Source organism: Streptomyces sp. NPDC048516, from assembly GCF_043199875.1.
GTDB lineage: Bacteria > Actinomycetota > Actinomycetes > Streptomycetales > Streptomycetaceae > Streptomyces.
The window spans coordinates 160292-175622 of sequence record NZ_JBICWS010000004.1; the positions used below are offsets into that span (position 1 = coordinate 160292).

The window sequence follows — 15331 nt, forward strand, 5'->3', positions numbered from 1 at the left end:
TGTTCTCCGATGCGGGGTGCGGAGCACACCGTGGTGTGCGGTGAAGGGTGGGGTGAGAAGGAGGCTGAGGTGAGAGGGAGGGTGCGGTGAGAGGAAGGGGTGTGGCGCGAGGGAGGAGGGGAGGTACCTGCCGGGAACGGAGGCGGCCCGGGCGCGCGGGGACGCGGGGACACGCTCAGCGCGTGGCGCCCCGCCGGAAGGCAGCCCGCGCCCACAGGTAGCCGGCCAGGCTGAGCGCGACGCCCCATGCCAGGGCTATGACGCCGTTGGCGCCGATCTCCGTGCCCAGCAGGAGGCCGCGAAGCGTCTCGTTGATCGGGGTGAAGGGCTGGTACTCGGCGAACCAGCGCAGCCCGGCCGGCATGGACTCGGGGGTGACGAAGGCGCTGCCGAGGAAGGGCAGGAAGGTGAGCGGCATGGGGGCGTTGCTCGCGGACTCGACGGTTTTGGCCACCATGCCCATCGCGGCCGCCAGCCAGGTGAGCGCGAAGGCGAGCAGGGCCAGGAGGCCCAGGGCGGCGAGCCATCTGACGGGAGTGGCGTCCGGCCGGAATCCCACCGCCAGTGCGACGGCGATGACCAAGACGAGGCTGAGCATGGTCTGGATGACGCTGCCGACCACATGGCCCGTCAGCACGGAAGCGCGGGAGATCGCCATGGTGCGGAAGCGGTTGATGATGCCTTCGGTCATATCGAGGGACACCGAGACGGCCGTCGAGATGGCACCGGAGGTCACGGCCATCAGGATGATGCCGGGAACGACGTAATTGACGTACGCGCCGCGGCCGTTCGCCGCGCCCGGCAGTCCGATGCCGTTGCCGAGCGCACCGCCGAACACGTAGACGAAGAGCAGCAGCATCACGATCGGCATGGCGACGACCGAGAGCGTCAGGGACGGATAGCGCCGTGCGCGCTTGAGGTTGCGGCGCAGCATCGTCATCGAGTCGCGCATTGCGTACGACACAGACACGGTGCTCATCGGGCGTTCTCCTCAAGAGAGTTGGCTGCGGGGCCGGACTGCGGGGCCCGGCCCGTGAGGGTGAGGAAGACCTCGTCGAGGTCGGGGGTGTGCACGGTGAGCGCCTCGGCTTCCACGGCCGCGCGGTCGAGGGTGTCGAGGACGGTGCGCAGGGCGGGGATGCTGCCGTCGCCGGGGACGTGCAGGGTGAGCGCTTCGTCGTCGCGGGCGGCACAGGGGAAGAGGGCGGCGGCCGATGCCAGGCGCTGCGCGTCGGCGAGCCTGAGGCGGATATGGCTGCCGGGGATCTGCTGCTTCAGCTCTTCCGCGGTGCCTTCGGCGACCAGCTTGCCGTGGTCCAGGACGGCGATCCGGTCGGCCAGTTGGTCGGCCTCCTCCAGGTACTGCGTCGTCAGGAAGACGGTGACGCCGTCCTCGGCGACCAGGCTGCGGATGATCTCCCACATGGTGCGCCGGCTGCGCGGATCGAGGCCGGTGGTCGGCTCGTCGAGGAAGATGAGGCGCGGATCGCCGACCAGGGTCATGGCGAGGTCGAGTTTGCGCCGCATACCGCCCGAGAAGGTGGCGACGGGCCTGGCGGCCGATTCTGTCAGCTCGAAGCGCTGCAGGAGTTCGTCGGCGCGGCGGCGGCCTTCGCGGCGGCTTCGGTGGTGCAGGTCCGCCATGAGGAGCAGGTTCTCCCGGGCGTTGAGCAGGTTGTCCACCGCCGAGAACTGGCCGGTGACGCCGATGACGGCGCGTACGGCGTCGGCTTCGCGGACCAGGTCACGGCCCGCGACCCGGGCCTGGCCGGCGCTTGCCGGGATGAGGGTGGAGAGGATCTGGACGGTGGTGGTCTTGCCGGCGCCGTTGGGCCCGAGCAGGGCGAACACCGTGCCCTCGGGGATGTCCAGGTCGATGCCGTCGAGGACGGCCTTGTCGCCGTAGGACTTGGCTAATCCGCGGGCGGTGATCGCCGGCGGGCGGGGCTCCGGTGGGCGAGGCGCCTGCGCGGCGGCCGAACTTTTCATGATCATGACAGTTCCTCCGGGTTCCGAGTTCTGCGATGTGTCGGGCAGGGGAGCGGCCGATGGCCGGCGGTCGCGTATGGCCGGTGGTCGCGTATGGCCGGCGGCCGGCGGGCGCGACTTGCCGGTGGCCGGTGGCCGGTGGCCGGTGGCCGAACGTGGCCGGTGGCCGGTGGTCAGGCGCGGCGGATCACGATGTCGCCGAGGCTGGTGTGGGCGTGTACTTCGACGGTCTCGGCGGCGTCGCCGGGGCCGTCGGACGGTCCGAGGGAGTTGCGCACCTTGCCGACGCCGGTGGCCACGTCGAGCCAGGCGGCGGTGGACTTGCGGATGCCGACCTCCAGGTCGCCGGCCGCGGCCCGGAGGACGACCTTGCCGCGTGCCACTTCACCGATCCGGATGGCGCCATTGGCGGACTTGGCTTCGACCCCGGCGTGCGCGACGCCGACGGAGATCAGTCCGTTGGACGCGGTCGCCCGCAGGGCGCCGGTCACCTCGTCGATCGTGGTCGCGCCGTTGCCGTTCTTGACCAGCGCGGCGCCCGCGATCTCACCGGCCTCGATCTCGCCCGCGCAGATGAGCTCGGCGTCTCCCGTCACCCGTGCCAGCCGGATGTCGCCGTAGTCGGTCCGCAGGTTCACGGCCTCCGCCTCGTCGACCTGGAGATCGCCGAGCGAGGTCTTGAGGCGGCACTCACCGAGGCGGCCCGCGCAGGTGAAGTCCGCCATCGGCGAGGTACCCAGGACGTCCGAGCCGGCCGGCAGCTCGATGGTCACGTCGAGCGAGCCGCACTTGCCGAAGAGAGAGCGCTTCTTGGGCCCCTTGACCACCAGCTTGCCGCCGGAGCAGGTGACTTTGGTCTGCTGTGCGGCCCGCACGTCGGCTTCCGCGGTGGCGTCGCTCGGGCGCACCTCGACGACGGTGTCGGTGCGCTTGCTCGCGGTGATCCGGGCGGATCCCATGTCGAATTCGAGGGTGGCGGAGATCGGTTCGGGGGTGTCAAAAGCAGGCATGGCTGTCCCGTCCTCGTGGCTGTGGTGAGCATTCCCGCTGGTAGGGCGGGTGAGATGAGAAGTGGCGCGGTGAGAAGTGGCGCAGTGAGAAGTGGCGAGGTGATGGGTGGCGCGATGATGGGTGGCGCGGTGGGCCGTCGCGCCGCGAGAAGCGGTGCGGTGCGGTGGGCAGTGGTGCGATACGCCGGGGGAAGCCGGCGCGGGTCTCTAGCGGACCCAGCCGGTGTAACCCTGCTGGCCCCGATGGCGGCTGCGGCCGGCGGGACGGGGGCTCTCGCCCGGTTCCAGGGCCGTGGCGACGGCCCGTACCAGCCAGGCGTTGACCGAAAGTCCCTCGTGGCCCGCGGCGTCCTCGACCCGGGTCTTGAGGTGGGCGGGCAGACGGAAGTTGATCCGCGCGGTGCCGCCCTCGTCGCCGTCCGCGGGGACGGTGGGCACGGGCGCCCGCCCGCCGCCCGGCACGCCCTCGGACACCTCGGCCTCTCCGTACGGCTCCTTGCCCGGCGCCGGCGAGGGGGTCACCACGAATTCGGGGTCGAGTCCGCGCAGCCGTACATCGACCGAGCCCGGTGCCAGCTCGCGGGTGACCTCGGCCATGGCGGAGGACAGGGCGTTGAGCAGGATGAGCCGGGTGGCCGACTCCAGGGGCGTGGTGAGTCGTTCGGCCAGGGCGCGGGCTTCGTCTCCGCCCGCGTCCGCGGCGACCGCGAGCTCGTGCCGGAGGTTGTCGACATACGGCGTGAGGTCCATAGCGCCATAGTGGCACCACGATGACGCCAACGCAAGCCTTTGTGGCGCCACGATGGCGTCGAATGCTGCCACCATGGCGAAAGGTGGCGCCACCACGCCGCCACCACGCTCCCATCGCGCCGCCACCACGCCGCCATTTCGTCACCATCATGGCGCATCCGGACCTGGGCCGGCAGCCGGACAACCGGCCGCACCGGTGCCACACCGGAGCCGCACCGGTGCCACACCGGAGCCGCACCGCAACCGCCCCGCAGCCGCCCCGTCCGAACGCCGGGCGCGCCGCGGCGGCAGTTGCCGCAAAGGAGGGCCAGGGCTTCTCCCTGCCCGTACGGGACAGCTGGACCCGCCAGGATCCGCCCGGCGGTGAAGTCGCCTATGTGGACCCGTCCGAGCTGGTGGGGCTGCGGATCAACATCGTCCAGTTCGCGGGGTCCGATCCGCTGCGGCACTGGCAGCAGACCGAAGAGGCCCAGACCCGCCGGGACAACCCGGGCTACGAGCGGGTGCGGATGGATCCCACGACCTTCCGTGGACGGACCGCGGGGTACTGGGAGTTCACCTTCGACGGCAAGAAGCGGAAGTACCGGGCGGTGGAGCTGGCGTTCAGCGGCGCCGACGGCACCCAGTACGTGATCTACCTTTCCGCGCCGGACGCCCGGTGGAACACCTACCGGCCGGTCTTCGACACCGCCGTCAAGGGGATCCGTCTCGACGCCTAGCGGAGCCCCCTAGGACCAGGCCCCGGGCGACCTGTCAGCGGACGCCCTTGCGGCGGACGCCCCGGCCGCGGAGCGGGAGCGTGGGCGACGGGGGCCCCGGGACCGGCCCGTTGCCTCCCCGGTGAGGGGCAGCAGCAGCGCGACGAGGGTGAGTACGGCGCAGGCGGGATAGCCCCAGCCGAGTGCGGCGAGGTACCAGGGGCGGCCGAAGTGCCAGATGTCCGGCTGGGCCAGTGCCAGCCAGTGGATGAGGAATCCGGCGAGGGCGAGGCACCAGGCGGTCAGGGCCGCGGTGTGGGCCCGGGTCCGGTGCGGCACGTGGGCCAGCCACAGCACCGCCGCGACGGCCCAGACCCAGTGATGGCACCACGAGATGGGGCTGATCAGCAGCCCGAGGAGCTGGACGGCGAGCAGTGCGCCGAGGTGATCGGTGCGGCGGGCGGCGCGCACCACGGCCGTCAGCGCCAGCAGGGCCGCCGGGACGGCGCAGGCCCACCAGGGGGCGGACCAGCCGGCATCGTGGCCGAGGGTGCGGGACAGCGCCCCGCGCACCGACTGGTTGAGCGCCGAGCCGACCGGGCCGACCCGTGCGGCGTCGCCGACCGCGTGCAGCCAGAAGCCGGCCGCGGACCGGGGCGCCGCCCACCACCCGGCCGCGACGGTGGCCGCGCCCACCGCGGCCGACCAGCAGGCCGCCGACCAGCGCCGGTGCACCAGGAAGTAAAGGCCGGTGACGGCCGGGACCAGCTTCACCCCGGCGGCGAGGCCCACACCGAGCCCGGCCGCCGCCGCCGAGCGCCGCTCGACCGCGTACGCGACGCCCGCCGCCAGCAGCAGGTTGACCTGCCCGAGCGCGAGGGTGACCGCGACCGGCTCGGTCCACAGCAGGGCGGCGCTCCACCACAGCACCCGCCGGCGGTGCCGCCCGGGCTCCGCGGCCGGGTCGGCCATCCGCAGGCAGCAGTGGACCAGGACGCAGAGCGCCAGCACCGAGGCCGCGGTCCAGGCGGCGCTGACCAGTGGCCACGGCGGCCAGGAGAGCGGGAGGAAGAGCAGCGCGGCGAAGGGCGGATAGGTGAACGGCAGCGGGAACAGGTCGGGGCCGGGCAGCTCCAGGCGGAAGGCGTACAGATCGCCGCTGAGCAGGTGCGGGGCCGCGGTCCGGTACACCCGTAGATCCACCATGCCGACGCGCAGGCAGGCCGGGATCCACACCAGCAGCAGCATCGCCGTGGCGGCGAGGAGCAGCACGGTGCCCGGGCGGCGGGCCAGGACGCGACGCGCCGCCTCGCGGCGCCGGGGGCCCGGCCGCGTTCCCGCAGGACCGCCGTCGGGAGGACTGCCCACCCAGCCGCCGCCCGCAGGACCCTCGTCCGCAGGACCGGCCGCCGGGACATGCGCCGCGGGGCTCACTCGCCCCGGCCCTGCTCCGCACCGGGGCCCGGGGGGCTCGGTACGCCGGGCCGGGCGGCGGCCGGGGCCTCGTAGACGCTGACGGCGAACGGACGGAAGGAATCCGGCTCCACCTGCTCCACCACACAGCGGAACCCGGCGACGGCCTCGAAGTACGCACAGAACCTGCGTGACTCCGGCCAGGGGTGCACCAGGACCAGCAGTCCACCGGGTGCCACCGCCCGGGTCAGATGGGCGCAGGCCCGCCGCAGATGCCGGTGCCGGCCCAGGTAGTACAGCAGCTCGGCGCAGAAGACGAGGTCGAAGCGGTCCTCCGGCGGCGCGGTGAGGATGTTCAGCCGCTCGAACCGGGGAGGCCGCTCGCACCCGGGAGCGGGGGCGGGGCGGCCAGGCGCGGAGGCGGGGCCGGCCGCGGAGGCGGGGCCGACCGCGGAGGCGGGGCCGGCCGCGGGGGCGCGGGAGGCCGCGGAAGCACGGGCCCGGGCGAGCGCGCGCTCCGAGATGTCCACACCGGTGATCTCCGCCTGCGGAAACGCCGCCGCGAGGCGGTGGGTGAAGGCACCCTCGCTGCACCCGACGTCCAGGATCCGCCGGTAGGGACGCCGGGGGAGCTGCCGCAGGGTCGTGGCGTACTTGAACTGCTCGTAGTCGTCCACGGCCAGGCCCCACGGGTCAGGACGCCGGTGCCACCAGTCGAAGTACCAGTGCAGGACCCGTCCCTGGCCGCGGAGGCCGAGGAGGGAGAGCGCGGCGAAGAGGGCGCGGTGCGCGCGGTCGAGGAGGCGGTGCATGAGAACCTTCCGGCCGTTGCGGTGGCCATTGCTTCCGGGAGGCCGCCGGACGTATGCGGTATGACGGTGCGTCAGCGGGTGACGTCGTCGTAGGCGTGGGCGAACGCTTCGGTGACCACGGGCCAGGTGCAGTGCACCGGCTCGGTCTCCCAGTTGTGGGCGGCCAGGGTGCGCCGCGCCCCCGGGGTACGGGCCAGCCACAGCACCTCGTCGGCCAGGGCGAAGGCCGAGTGACCGCACAGGGCCCCCTCGCGGTTGTGCCGTACGAAGTCGGCGACTCCGGTGTGCGCCCGGGCCAGGACCGGCAGTCCGCTGGTGCGCGCCTCCAGGGCCGCGATCCCGAAGGACTCCCGGCGGGAGGGATTGACGAACAGATCCGCCCCTGCCAGCAACTCCCGCACCTCCCAGGGCTGCAGCCGGCCCGCGAAGCGGATCCAGCTGTCCATCCCGTTGCGGCGCAGATAGCGCTGTATCGGCCGCACGCTCGGCCCGGCGCCGGCGAACGTGGCACGCAGGGCGGTGCCCCGCCGGGACATCCGGGCATGGGCGGAGTGCAACGCCGCCAGCAGCTCCATCGGCTCCTTGCGCGGAACGAGCCGGCCGACGGCGACGACATGCACCCGCCCGTCCTGGCGCTCGACCGCGGCTCCCGGGCTGCGCCACCACGCGGCGTCGATGCCGTTGGGGATGACACGGGGAGTGACGTCCGGAAGGGCCTGCCGGATCAGCCGGGCGGCCGACCTGCTCACGGTCGTCACCGCCACCGGAGCGGTGGGGCCGTGCCCGGTCCGGCTCAGCAGCCGGTACAGGGCACGCACCACCGGGTCCCACATGCTGTGGACGGTGGCCACGGCGGGGATGCCCCGGCGGCGGGCGCAGGCCAGCGCGGCCCAGGCGAACGGGGAGGCCGCGCCCAGGTGCACATGCACCACCCGCGGGTGACGTGCCGTCAACAGCCGGTCGATGGCGTGTCCCGCTCTGGGGTGAACGGGCAGCTGGCCGGGCAGCCGCGCGCTGATCCTGTGCACGGGGTACGGCCACGAGGCCGTCTCCGCCCCCGGCCCGGCGGGCGTCGCGGTGACGACCTCGGCGGCCTGGCCCGCCCGGTGCTGCGCAGCGGCCAGCGCGGCGACCTGGATCTCGATACCTCCGGTCCGCGGCGCAAAGCAGTCTGAAATGTGAAGGATCATGGCTGCACTTCCGAAATGGGGCGTGAAGTCCCCCAGTATGGGGTGGTAAAGCATGGTTCGTGAGACATACGTGCTTGTTCTTTCATGCGCATCCGGACGACGAGGCGCTGCTGACCGCCGGCACCATGGCGCGCCTGGCCGGTGAAGGACACCGCGTGGTGCTGGTGCTGGCCACGGCGGGCGAGCGCGGCCTGGCACCGAAGTCCTTGCGGGACCGCGGCCTGGGCGAGGTCCGCCGCGAGGAGGCACACGCCTCCGCCCGGATCCTGGGCTGCTCCCGGGTCGCCTTCCTCGGCTACGCCGACTCCGGGCACGCGCCCGGCCCGGCCCCGGTCCGCGGCGGCGCCCAGCCGTTCGCCTCGGCCGGGGTCGAGGAGGCGGCCGGCCGGCTTGCCGCGCTGCTCACCGAGGAGCGCGCCGACCTGCTGACGGTCTACGACCCGGCGGGCGGCTACGGGCACCCGGATCACGTCCAGGTCCACCGGGTCGGCTACCGCGCCGCCCGACTGGCGGGCACCCCGGTGGTCCTGGAGGCCACCGTCGACCGCACCCTCCTGCTGCGCGGGCTGCGCGCGGCCTCCTGGGTCCACCGCTTCCCGCCGGAGTTCGACCGGGACTCCTTCCGGCAGGCCTACGGCGCACGCTCCGAGATCACCCACCGGGTACCGGTCAAACGGCACTGGCGGGCCAAGCGCGCCAGCATGTCCGCGCACCTCAGCCAGGCCCGGGGCGGCGACTCCGAACGCACCCTGGCCGCGCTGGGCCGCCTGCCCGGACCGGCCTTCCGCCAGGTGCTGGGGACCGAGTGGTTCATCCAGCGCGGGCTGCCCGCGGGCCCCGTCCTGCGCGATCCGCTGGCCACGCTGCCGGGCGCCGCGGCGACGGCACGCGGCCGATGACACCCCGCACCGCGCGGCTGCCGAAGACCGCCCTGCGGCTGCTGGGCCTGCTCTCCTCCGCCGCCGGTCTCGTCCTGCTGGCCCTGGCCGTGCCGAGGGCGGCGGGAACGGACTGGGCCGCCGTCCGGACCCACCTCGGGCACATCAGCGGCCCGCAGGTGGCGCTGCTGTGCGCCCTGGCGGGGGCCGCGCTGTGGAGCTACACCTACGTACTCGTCGCCGCGCTCCCCGGGCTGACGCCACGTCAGGCGCTGCTGGTGCACTGCACCGGCAGCGCCGTCAGCAATCTGCTGCCGCTCGGCGGCGGTGCGGGCGTCGCGGTCACCTACGCCATGACGCGCCGCTGGGGGCATCCGCCGCACGCCGTGGCCGTATGTGTCGCGCTCACCGGGGTGTGCAACGTGGCCGCGCGGCTGGTCCTGTCGGCGGTGGGCGCACTGCTGCTGGCGGGGACCCCCGTACCCGGCATCGGCTGGGCGGCGGCCGCGGGCGGCGTGGTCCTCGCCCTGCCGGTGGCGCTCGCGGCCGGGTGGCCGGTGCTGCGCCGCTGCCGCCGGGCACCCGCCGCCCACCGGCGGGCGGCGCCGGGCGGAGCGCTGCGCCACCTCGCCCTGCGCGCCCGGCAGCTCGCGGTGCGGCTGCGCGACGAGAGCCGGGACGTCGTCCGCCGCTCCTGGGCGCGGCTGGTGTGCGGCATGGCCGCCACCCTCGCGGCCCAGGGCACGCTGTTCCTGGCCTGCCTGCAGACGGCGGGCGCCCGTACGGGAGTGGGCGAGGCGCTGGCGGTGTTCGCGGCCAGCCGGCTGCTGACCCAGATCGCGGTCACCCCCGGCGGCATCGGCGTCACCGAGTGCGCCGCCGCCGTCGCGCTGGTCGCCCTCGGCGGCGTCCCCGCCGCCGTGGCCTCGGCCATGCTGCTGTTCGCCACCTTCACGCATCTGCTGGAGATTCCGCTCGGCGCGCTCACCGGCGCGTGGTGGCTGCTGCGCGGGGGACGACGGCGTCCGGCGCCGGCACCGGCCGCGCCTTAGGTGCCCACCGCAGCACCGCCGCCAGGGCCACCGCTCCCCCGACGGCGGCCGCGAGCCCGCTCGCCCAGGTGGGCCCCTGTCCCGAGGGCATCACCACCAGCGTCAGCCCCACCACCGCCGCCCGGGCACCGCGCCCCGCCAGCCGCCGCCAGGACACCGCCGCCAGCGGCACCACCGCCCACAGCACGTACCAGGGCTGCACCACGGGCGCGGCGGCGACCAGCACCAGCAGCGCCGCCCCCGTCGCCCGCTCGGCGCCGACGCGCGGGGCGCACCGCACCCAGTAGCCCACCGCCCCCAGGCCCACCAGCAGCCCGGCGAGCCGCGCGGCCGTCATCGCACCGGCCGCGGTCCCCCACCCCAGCCCCTGCGCGGCCCAGCCCAGCAGATGGCCCGCATCCGTGCTCAGGGACAGCAGGGTGTGGACCTCGGCGGGCGTACGGAGGGTCCGCAGCCACCCCCACCCCTGGCCGCACCCCGCCACTCCCGCCACGAGGGCGACCGCGGCCACCCCGGCGATCCCCGCCGTCCGCCGCGCCCGGCGCCACCCGCCGGCCCGCCCCGCCACGGTCACCGCCGCCGCGCACAGCAGGGCCACCACGGCGGGAGCCTTCACGAGCACCGCCGCGGTCAGGACGACACTCCCCACGGCCCAGCGCCCCTGACGGAACGCCAGCAGCCCGGCCGCCATCAGCCCCAGCATCAGCGCCTCGTTGTGCGCCCCGCCGACCAGGTGCAGCAGCACCAGCGGGTTGAGCGCAGCGGCCCACAGCGCACCGGCAGCACCGGTCGCACCGGTCGCGCGGGCAGCACCGGCAGCATCGGTCGCGCCGGCAGCACCTGCCGCATCCGCCGCACCTCCCGCACCGGAGCCCGACGCCTCCGCCAGCCGCCGTAGGGCCCACACCAGGAGGGCCAGCCCGGCCACCGCCACCAGCCGCAGTCCCAGGGCCGCGGCCACCACATGATGTTCCCCCGTGACCGCCACCACGGCGCGCCCCGCGGCGACGGACAGCGGCCCGTACGGGGCCGGGGTGTCGTGCCACATCCCGGGGACGTTCGCCGCGAGCGGCCCGCCCAGCGCCCCCGGACCCCACGCGTACACATCGCGTCCGCGGCCCGCCAGCGCGCCCTGGGCGAGGTAGCTGTAGGCGTCGCTGCTGCCCAGCAACGGGCCCGGCACCAGCGGCAGCGCCCAGCACCACAGCGCCCTGCGCAGCGGCCGCCACCCGCAGGACGTCCCGTCCGCGACCCGTCTCCCCAGCCGCCACCACGCGGCGAGCAGCAGCACCAGCCCGGCGTACGACACGGCGACGCCCGCGCACTGCAGCGGCGCGCCGGGCCGCCCCCACACCCCGTCCGGAACGCCCTGCGGCAGCGCACCGGACCCCCATCCGCCGGTGCCCAGCAGCACGGCCCCCAGCGTGCCCAGGAGCGCTTCTGCCCGGACGGTGCTCCCTGCCGCGCTCATCCGGCCAACCTAGACGCGCCGCCGCCCCGCTCGGCGCACGCCGGCAGCCATGTCGCCCGTCCGCGCCAGGAGGTGTCTCCCCGGGGGTGTCTCTCAGGGGAGACACCCCCGGCACCGGCTCAGTCGGCGCAGTACGCGTCCCGCTCCGGGCGCCGCCCCGTCGTCAGGAAGGCGGTGACCGCCCGGTCGCCGCAGGCGGTTCCGTTGCCCAGGTAGGCCTCGTGGCCACCGTGCTCCAGGGTGACCAGACGGGCCCGGCCGCCCAGGGCCTGACGCAAAATCAGGGCACCGGCGTACGGGCTGTTGGGGTCCCGGCGGTTCTGCAGCATCAGGATGTTGGACGGGCCGTCGGCGGTGATCCGCGTGGGCGGCTCGGCCGGCGCGTCCTTCCAGAAGGCGCAGGGCGTGATGTTCGCCGGCATCCCGGCCGTGAGCGGGTGCCGGGCGCGGTCGACGGCCGCCGCGCGCCGGTATGCGGCGACCGACGCCGGCCAGCGCACGTCGTTGCAGACGGTGGCCATCATCACCGCGGCCTGCTCGTCCGGCAGCGGCCCGGCGAGAACACCGGGCAGCACCGGCCGGGCGGCCGGGTCCCGGGCCTGCCGGACGAGCCGCGCGAACGAGGGGAAGCGGTCATCGCTCTGCAGGGCGTTCTGCAGCGCCTGGCGCAGCAGGTTGCCGGTCAGCGGGACGCCCTTCGTACCGGACTCCTTCGGCTCCCGGTCCAGCTTCGCCGCCAGCGCGAGCACCAAAGGCCGTACGTCCCCGGGGTGTTCGGCCAGCCGCAGCCCCTCGCCCTCCCGGGCCGGGTCGGCCGCCCAGGCCGCGAAGTCGGGGAACCGGTCGTCCGCGCCCACGGCCATGTTCGCCAGCCAGCCCCGCCCCACCCGGGACGGGTCGGGGTCGTCGTTGCTGTCCAGCACCCAGCGGTCGGTGTGCTGCGGGTACTTCTGCGCGTACACCGCCCCGACGTAGGTGGCGTACGAGGCTCCCCAGGCCGACAGTTTCTCCTCGCCCAGGGCCCGGCGGAGGTGGTCGATATCGCGCACCTCGTTCGCGGTGGACATGCTGCGCAGCACGGCGCCACCATGACGGCCGCACGCCTCGGCGATCCGCCGGGACCGGGCGATGTTCTCCGTGATGCCGCCGCCCGGCTCGGGCCAGGACCGCAGGGTGACCAGCTGCCGGTCGTCCGCGCCGAGTCCGCAGCTCGCCGTCGAACTGCCGCCCGTCCCCCGCGGATCGAAGCTGACGAGGTCGTAGGCCCCGGCCATCTCCTTCCCCAGCGCCTTTCCCTTCGCCACCAGCCGCGCCACCCCGGATCCGCCCGGCCCGCCGGGGATCATCAAGAGCGTGCCCCGCCGCGCCGCGGGCCGGTCGCTGCGCACCCGGGACACCGCGAGGGTGAGCTGCGGGCCGTCCGGGTCGCGGTAGTCGAGCGGTACGGGCAGCTCGGCGCACTCCTGCCGGGGAAGGCCGGGATCGGCGCACGCCCCCCAGGCGAGGGAGGGCCCCGAGGCGCCGGGAGCGCGGACCGCGGGGCCGGGCGCCTGGGCGCGGGCTGCCGGGGAGACCGCGGCCAGGGTGCCGGCGACGGCTGCGGCGGAGAGCGTGAGCAGAAGGGTGCGGCGGGCGTAAGTCGTCATGGGGCAAGGCTCGTTGCGCGGCGGGCCGGTGCCCATCCGGCTATCGGGACAACCGTGGTGGGGTTCTCCCGAGGACCCGGTGCCGCGCGGCCCCCGTCGGTGCCGCCCCGGGTGCCGCCCCGCACCGACCCTCCCGTACCGGCCCGGTCTCATTCCCCAACGGTGATCAGCGCCAGCGTGATGTTGTCGGGCCCGCCCGCCTCGATGGCGGACTTCCACAGCTCGAAGGCGGCCCGGCCACCGCTGTGGAGCCGCAGCAGAGTGCCGACGGCGTCCTCAGGGACGGGGTCCGTCAGCCCGTCGGTGCACACCAGATAACGGTCGCCCACGGAGAGCGGCGCGGTCGTGACGTGCGGGGTGACGGCGCTGAACTCCGGGGCTCCGCCGAGCGCCTGGGTGACGAGCGAGGTGGTGCGCCGCCCCGGTGACAGCGGCGGGCTGTCGTCCACGCTCACCTGGCGCAGGTCCTCGCCGGTCGCCTCGAACACCCGGCTGTCACCGACGTTGAACACCACCACGGACTTCTCCTGTACGACCGCGCCGGCGACGGTGGTGCCCATGGTGGTCAGCTCCGGATCCCGCTCCGCGGCCGCGTACACCGCACGGTTGCAGAGATCCAGGACGTCACGGACCGCGTCCTCGGTGTCCAGGGACGGGCCGAGCGCGGCCAGGTGCCGGACGACCAGGGCGCTGGCCACCTCCCCGGCCGGCTGCCCGCCGATGCCGTCGGCGACCGCGACGACCAGCGGGGTGCCGAGCGGGAACACCAGGGTCTGCGGGTTCTCGGTCACGGTGCCGCAGAGCGTCCAGGGCCCGGCCACCAGGCTGTCCTCGTTGTGCTCGCGGATCAGCCCGGTGTGGCTCAGGGCGGTCACGGTGAGGTAGGGCATAGGCCGGCTCCGGTGCTCCGCTACGGGCCGGCCGTCCTCCCCCGTGGCCTGCCGTACGTCCATTGTGGCCACCCGGCCCCCTCGGGCGCCCGTTGAAGGACCTCGACGACGGGCGGGCCGTCCGGTCAGCCGGTCTGCCGCCGGTATGTCAGTTGTCGGTCAGCCGTCAGGTCAGCCGGTCAGTCCACCCGCCTGTCCGTCCGCCCGGCCACCCGTCTGTCCGCCGGGCTGCCGGCCGCTCAGGGTGGTGCGCTGCATCATCCGGGCGATGTCCTTCCCGGTGACGATCCCCACCAGGTGCCCCGCGTCCACGACGAGGAGGCGCGCGCCGGTACGCAGGCTGATCTTGTCGAGCGCGTCACTGAGCAGATCGTCCGGAGCGGCGACCGCGCACTGGGACAGCGGGGTCGCCGCCTCGCGTACCCGCACCGTCTCCCGGCTCGGGCCGGGCACCGCCGCGAGCCGGCGGATCTGCACGATGCCGCTGGGACGGCCGTCGAAGTCGAGCAGCGGCAGCACGGAGTGGCGCGCGTGCACGACCACCTCGTCGATGAAGCGCTGGACGGTCAGCCAGTCGGCGCCGGTCGCCACCGGGCTGGTCATCGCCTCGGCGACCCGCACCCCCCGCAGCGCGGTGTGCAGGGCGGCGCGGCGCCGCTCCGCCCCGGCGACGACCATGACGAAGAGGCCGATGAAGACGATCCACAGCCCGCCCGGCGCCCCGCGCAGCACGGAGATCCAGCCGGCGGCCACCAGCAGCAGCCCCATGATCTGGCCGCCCCGGGACGCCGCCAGATCCGCCCGGTCCCGGTCCCCGGTGCGCCACCACAGCACCGCCTGCACCACCCGCCCGCCGTCCAGCGGCACCGCTGGCAGCAGATTGAACACGCCCAGGAAGAGGTTCGCCCAGCCCAGCCAGGCCAGGACGACGGAGGGCACCGCCCAGCCGGACAGCCCGTGCAGCCCGAAGCCGGCCCCGAGCGCGACGCCGCCGACGACCAGGCTGGTGAGCGGTCCGCTGACGGCCACCGCGAAGGCCGCCGCGGCGGACTGCGGCCGCCCCATCCGGGTCGTACCGCCCAGCGCCCACAGCGTCACGTCCTGGACGGAGATCTTCTTCCGCAGCGCGGTCGCCGCATGGGCCGTCTCGTGCAGCAGCAGGCTGCCCATGAGCAGCACGGCCCCGATGACGCCGGCAAGGGCGTAGACGGCATCCGAACGGCCCGGCGTCCAGACGGGAAGGCCCTGGTGGCCGAGTCCGTACGCGAACAGGCCCACCAGCAGCGGCACGCTCCAGTGCATGCGCAGCGGCACCCCGACCACCTGTCCGACACGCACCGAGCCGTTCATCGTCGTCTCCTGCCGACCCGGCGCCCGGTCCCCGGGAGCAGGCCGTGACGGCCCGCACTCCGTGAACCGGCCGATCCGGCGCCCACCACCATTGTCGCTCGCACCTCCCGCGTACCTCCTGCGCGGAGGTACGCGAGAGGCGCGTGGGAGGCACGAAAGGACTGCCGGTCGCAGGGGTGGCA

General features: G+C 74.7%; 14 protein-coding genes. 3 read left to right on the plus strand and 11 right to left on the minus strand.

Translation table 11 applies throughout. The features are described from left to right. Positions 1 to 175: 175 nt before the first annotated feature. The 4 genes from ACGFR7_RS10290 to ACGFR7_RS10305 all read right to left on the minus strand — a co-directional run bounded on the left by ACGFR7_RS10290 (position 176) and on the right by ACGFR7_RS10305 (position 3749). The gene (locus ACGFR7_RS10290) at positions 176 to 979 is read right to left on the minus strand and encodes an ABC transporter permease (RefSeq protein WP_393315777.1); all 804 of its coding nucleotides are present in this window, start codon (positions 977 to 979) and stop codon (positions 176 to 178) included. Continuing rightward, positions 976 to 1995, minus strand: coding sequence for an ATP-binding cassette domain-containing protein (locus tag ACGFR7_RS10295; RefSeq protein ID WP_393315780.1), 1020 nt, complete (start codon positions 1993 to 1995; stop codon positions 976 to 978). Before ACGFR7_RS10295 ends, ACGFR7_RS10290 begins: the two co-directional genes overlap by 4 nt. Before the next feature lie 167 nt (positions 1996 to 2162). Continuing rightward, positions 2163 to 2999 (minus strand): DUF4097 domain-containing protein, encoded by an 837-nt coding sequence (locus tag ACGFR7_RS10300; RefSeq protein ID WP_393315783.1) that lies wholly within the window; start codon positions 2997 to 2999, stop codon positions 2163 to 2165. Between the two features lie 207 nt (positions 3000 to 3206). Further along, positions 3207 to 3749, minus strand: coding sequence for a hypothetical protein (locus tag ACGFR7_RS10305; RefSeq protein WP_393315786.1), 543 nt, complete (start codon positions 3747 to 3749; stop codon positions 3207 to 3209). Positions 3750 to 3898: 149 nt separating this feature from the next. Between ACGFR7_RS10305 and ACGFR7_RS10310 the strand changes: the two genes are divergently transcribed. Continuing rightward, the gene (locus ACGFR7_RS10310) at positions 3899 to 4468 is read left to right on the plus strand and encodes a hypothetical protein (protein WP_393315789.1); all 570 of its coding nucleotides are present in this window, start codon (positions 3899 to 3901) and stop codon (positions 4466 to 4468) included. A 9-nt stretch (positions 4469 to 4477) separates the two neighbouring features. On the opposite strand, the gene ACGFR7_RS10315 is transcribed toward ACGFR7_RS10310, so the two are convergent. From ACGFR7_RS10315 to ACGFR7_RS10325, 3 genes are all read right to left on the minus strand, one after another. After that, positions 4478 to 5881 (minus strand): glycosyltransferase 87 family protein, encoded by a 1404-nt coding sequence (locus ACGFR7_RS10315; RefSeq protein ID WP_393315792.1) that lies wholly within the window; start codon positions 5879 to 5881, stop codon positions 4478 to 4480. Further along, on the minus strand, positions 5878 to 6672 hold the full coding sequence (locus tag ACGFR7_RS10320; RefSeq protein WP_393315795.1) for a class I SAM-dependent methyltransferase: 795 nt from the start codon (positions 6670 to 6672) through the stop codon (positions 5878 to 5880). Before ACGFR7_RS10320 ends, ACGFR7_RS10315 begins: the two co-directional genes overlap by 4 nt. A 71-nt stretch (positions 6673 to 6743) precedes the next feature. Continuing rightward, on the minus strand, positions 6744 to 7862 hold the full coding sequence (locus ACGFR7_RS10325) for a glycosyltransferase family 4 protein (RefSeq protein WP_393315797.1): 1119 nt from the start codon (positions 7860 to 7862) through the stop codon (positions 6744 to 6746). A gap of 59 nt (positions 7863 to 7921) precedes the next feature. Between ACGFR7_RS10325 and ACGFR7_RS10330 the strand changes: the two genes are divergently transcribed. Continuing rightward, complete coding sequence (locus ACGFR7_RS10330; protein WP_393315800.1) at positions 7922 to 8761, plus strand: PIG-L deacetylase family protein; 840 nt, start codon at positions 7922 to 7924, stop codon at positions 8759 to 8761. Continuing rightward, the gene (locus ACGFR7_RS10335) at positions 8758 to 9792 is read left to right on the plus strand and encodes a lysylphosphatidylglycerol synthase domain-containing protein (protein WP_393315804.1); all 1035 of its coding nucleotides are present in this window, start codon (positions 8758 to 8760) and stop codon (positions 9790 to 9792) included. The genes ACGFR7_RS10330 and ACGFR7_RS10335 overlap by 4 nt, the downstream gene beginning before the upstream one ends. Here ACGFR7_RS10335 and mptB read toward each other — a convergent pair. From mptB to ACGFR7_RS10355, 4 genes are all read right to left on the minus strand, one after another. Then, the gene (gene mptB, locus ACGFR7_RS10340; RefSeq protein WP_393315808.1) at positions 9725 to 11263 is read right to left on the minus strand and encodes a polyprenol phosphomannose-dependent alpha 1,6 mannosyltransferase MptB; all 1539 of its coding nucleotides are present in this window, start codon (positions 11261 to 11263) and stop codon (positions 9725 to 9727) included. The two genes, ACGFR7_RS10335 and mptB, sit on opposite strands and share 68 nt — an antisense overlap. 119 nt (positions 11264 to 11382) lie before the next feature. Next, positions 11383 to 12909, minus strand: coding sequence for an alpha/beta hydrolase (locus ACGFR7_RS10345; protein ID WP_393315811.1), 1527 nt, complete (start codon positions 12907 to 12909; stop codon positions 11383 to 11385). 149 nt (positions 12910 to 13058) lie between these two features. Further along, entirely contained in the window at positions 13059 to 13799 is a 741-nt protein-coding gene (locus ACGFR7_RS10350; protein WP_393315814.1) for a PP2C family protein-serine/threonine phosphatase, read from the minus strand. Between the two features lie 171 nt (positions 13800 to 13970). After that, complete coding sequence (locus ACGFR7_RS10355) at positions 13971 to 15149, minus strand: site-2 protease family protein (protein WP_393315816.1); 1179 nt, start codon at positions 15147 to 15149, stop codon at positions 13971 to 13973. Positions 15150 to 15331 lie beyond the last annotated feature (182 nt).

Coding starts and splice junctions, on each gene's coding strand:
- ACGFR7_RS10325 (WP_393315797.1), bottom strand. CDS start 7,862: ATGATCCTTCACATTTCAGACTGCTTTGCGCCGCGGACCGGAGGTATC.
- ACGFR7_RS10290 (WP_393315777.1), bottom strand. CDS start 979: ATGAGCACCGTGTCTGTGTCGTACGCAATGCGCGACTCGATGACGATG.
- ACGFR7_RS10295 (WP_393315780.1), bottom strand. CDS start 1,995: ATGATCATGAAAAGTTCGGCCGCCGCGCAGGCGCCTCGCCCACCGGAG.
- ACGFR7_RS10310 (WP_393315789.1), top strand. CDS start 3,899: ATGGCGCATCCGGACCTGGGCCGGCAGCCGGACAACCGGCCGCACCGG.
- ACGFR7_RS10335 (WP_393315804.1), top strand. CDS start 8,758: ATGACACCCCGCACCGCGCGGCTGCCGAAGACCGCCCTGCGGCTGCTG.
- mptB (WP_393315808.1), bottom strand. CDS start 11,263: ATGAGCGCGGCAGGGAGCACCGTCCGGGCAGAAGCGCTCCTGGGCACG.
- ACGFR7_RS10305 (WP_393315786.1), bottom strand. CDS start 3,749: ATGGACCTCACGCCGTATGTCGACAACCTCCGGCACGAGCTCGCGGTC.
- ACGFR7_RS10350 (WP_393315814.1), bottom strand. CDS start 13,799: ATGCCCTACCTCACCGTGACCGCCCTGAGCCACACCGGGCTGATCCGC.
- ACGFR7_RS10300 (WP_393315783.1), bottom strand. CDS start 2,999: ATGCCTGCTTTTGACACCCCCGAACCGATCTCCGCCACCCTCGAATTC.
- ACGFR7_RS10320 (WP_393315795.1), bottom strand. CDS start 6,672: ATGCACCGCCTCCTCGACCGCGCGCACCGCGCCCTCTTCGCCGCGCTC.
- ACGFR7_RS10345 (WP_393315811.1), bottom strand. CDS start 12,909: ATGACGACTTACGCCCGCCGCACCCTTCTGCTCACGCTCTCCGCCGCA.
- ACGFR7_RS10355 (WP_393315816.1), bottom strand. CDS start 15,149: ATGAACGGCTCGGTGCGTGTCGGACAGGTGGTCGGGGTGCCGCTGCGC.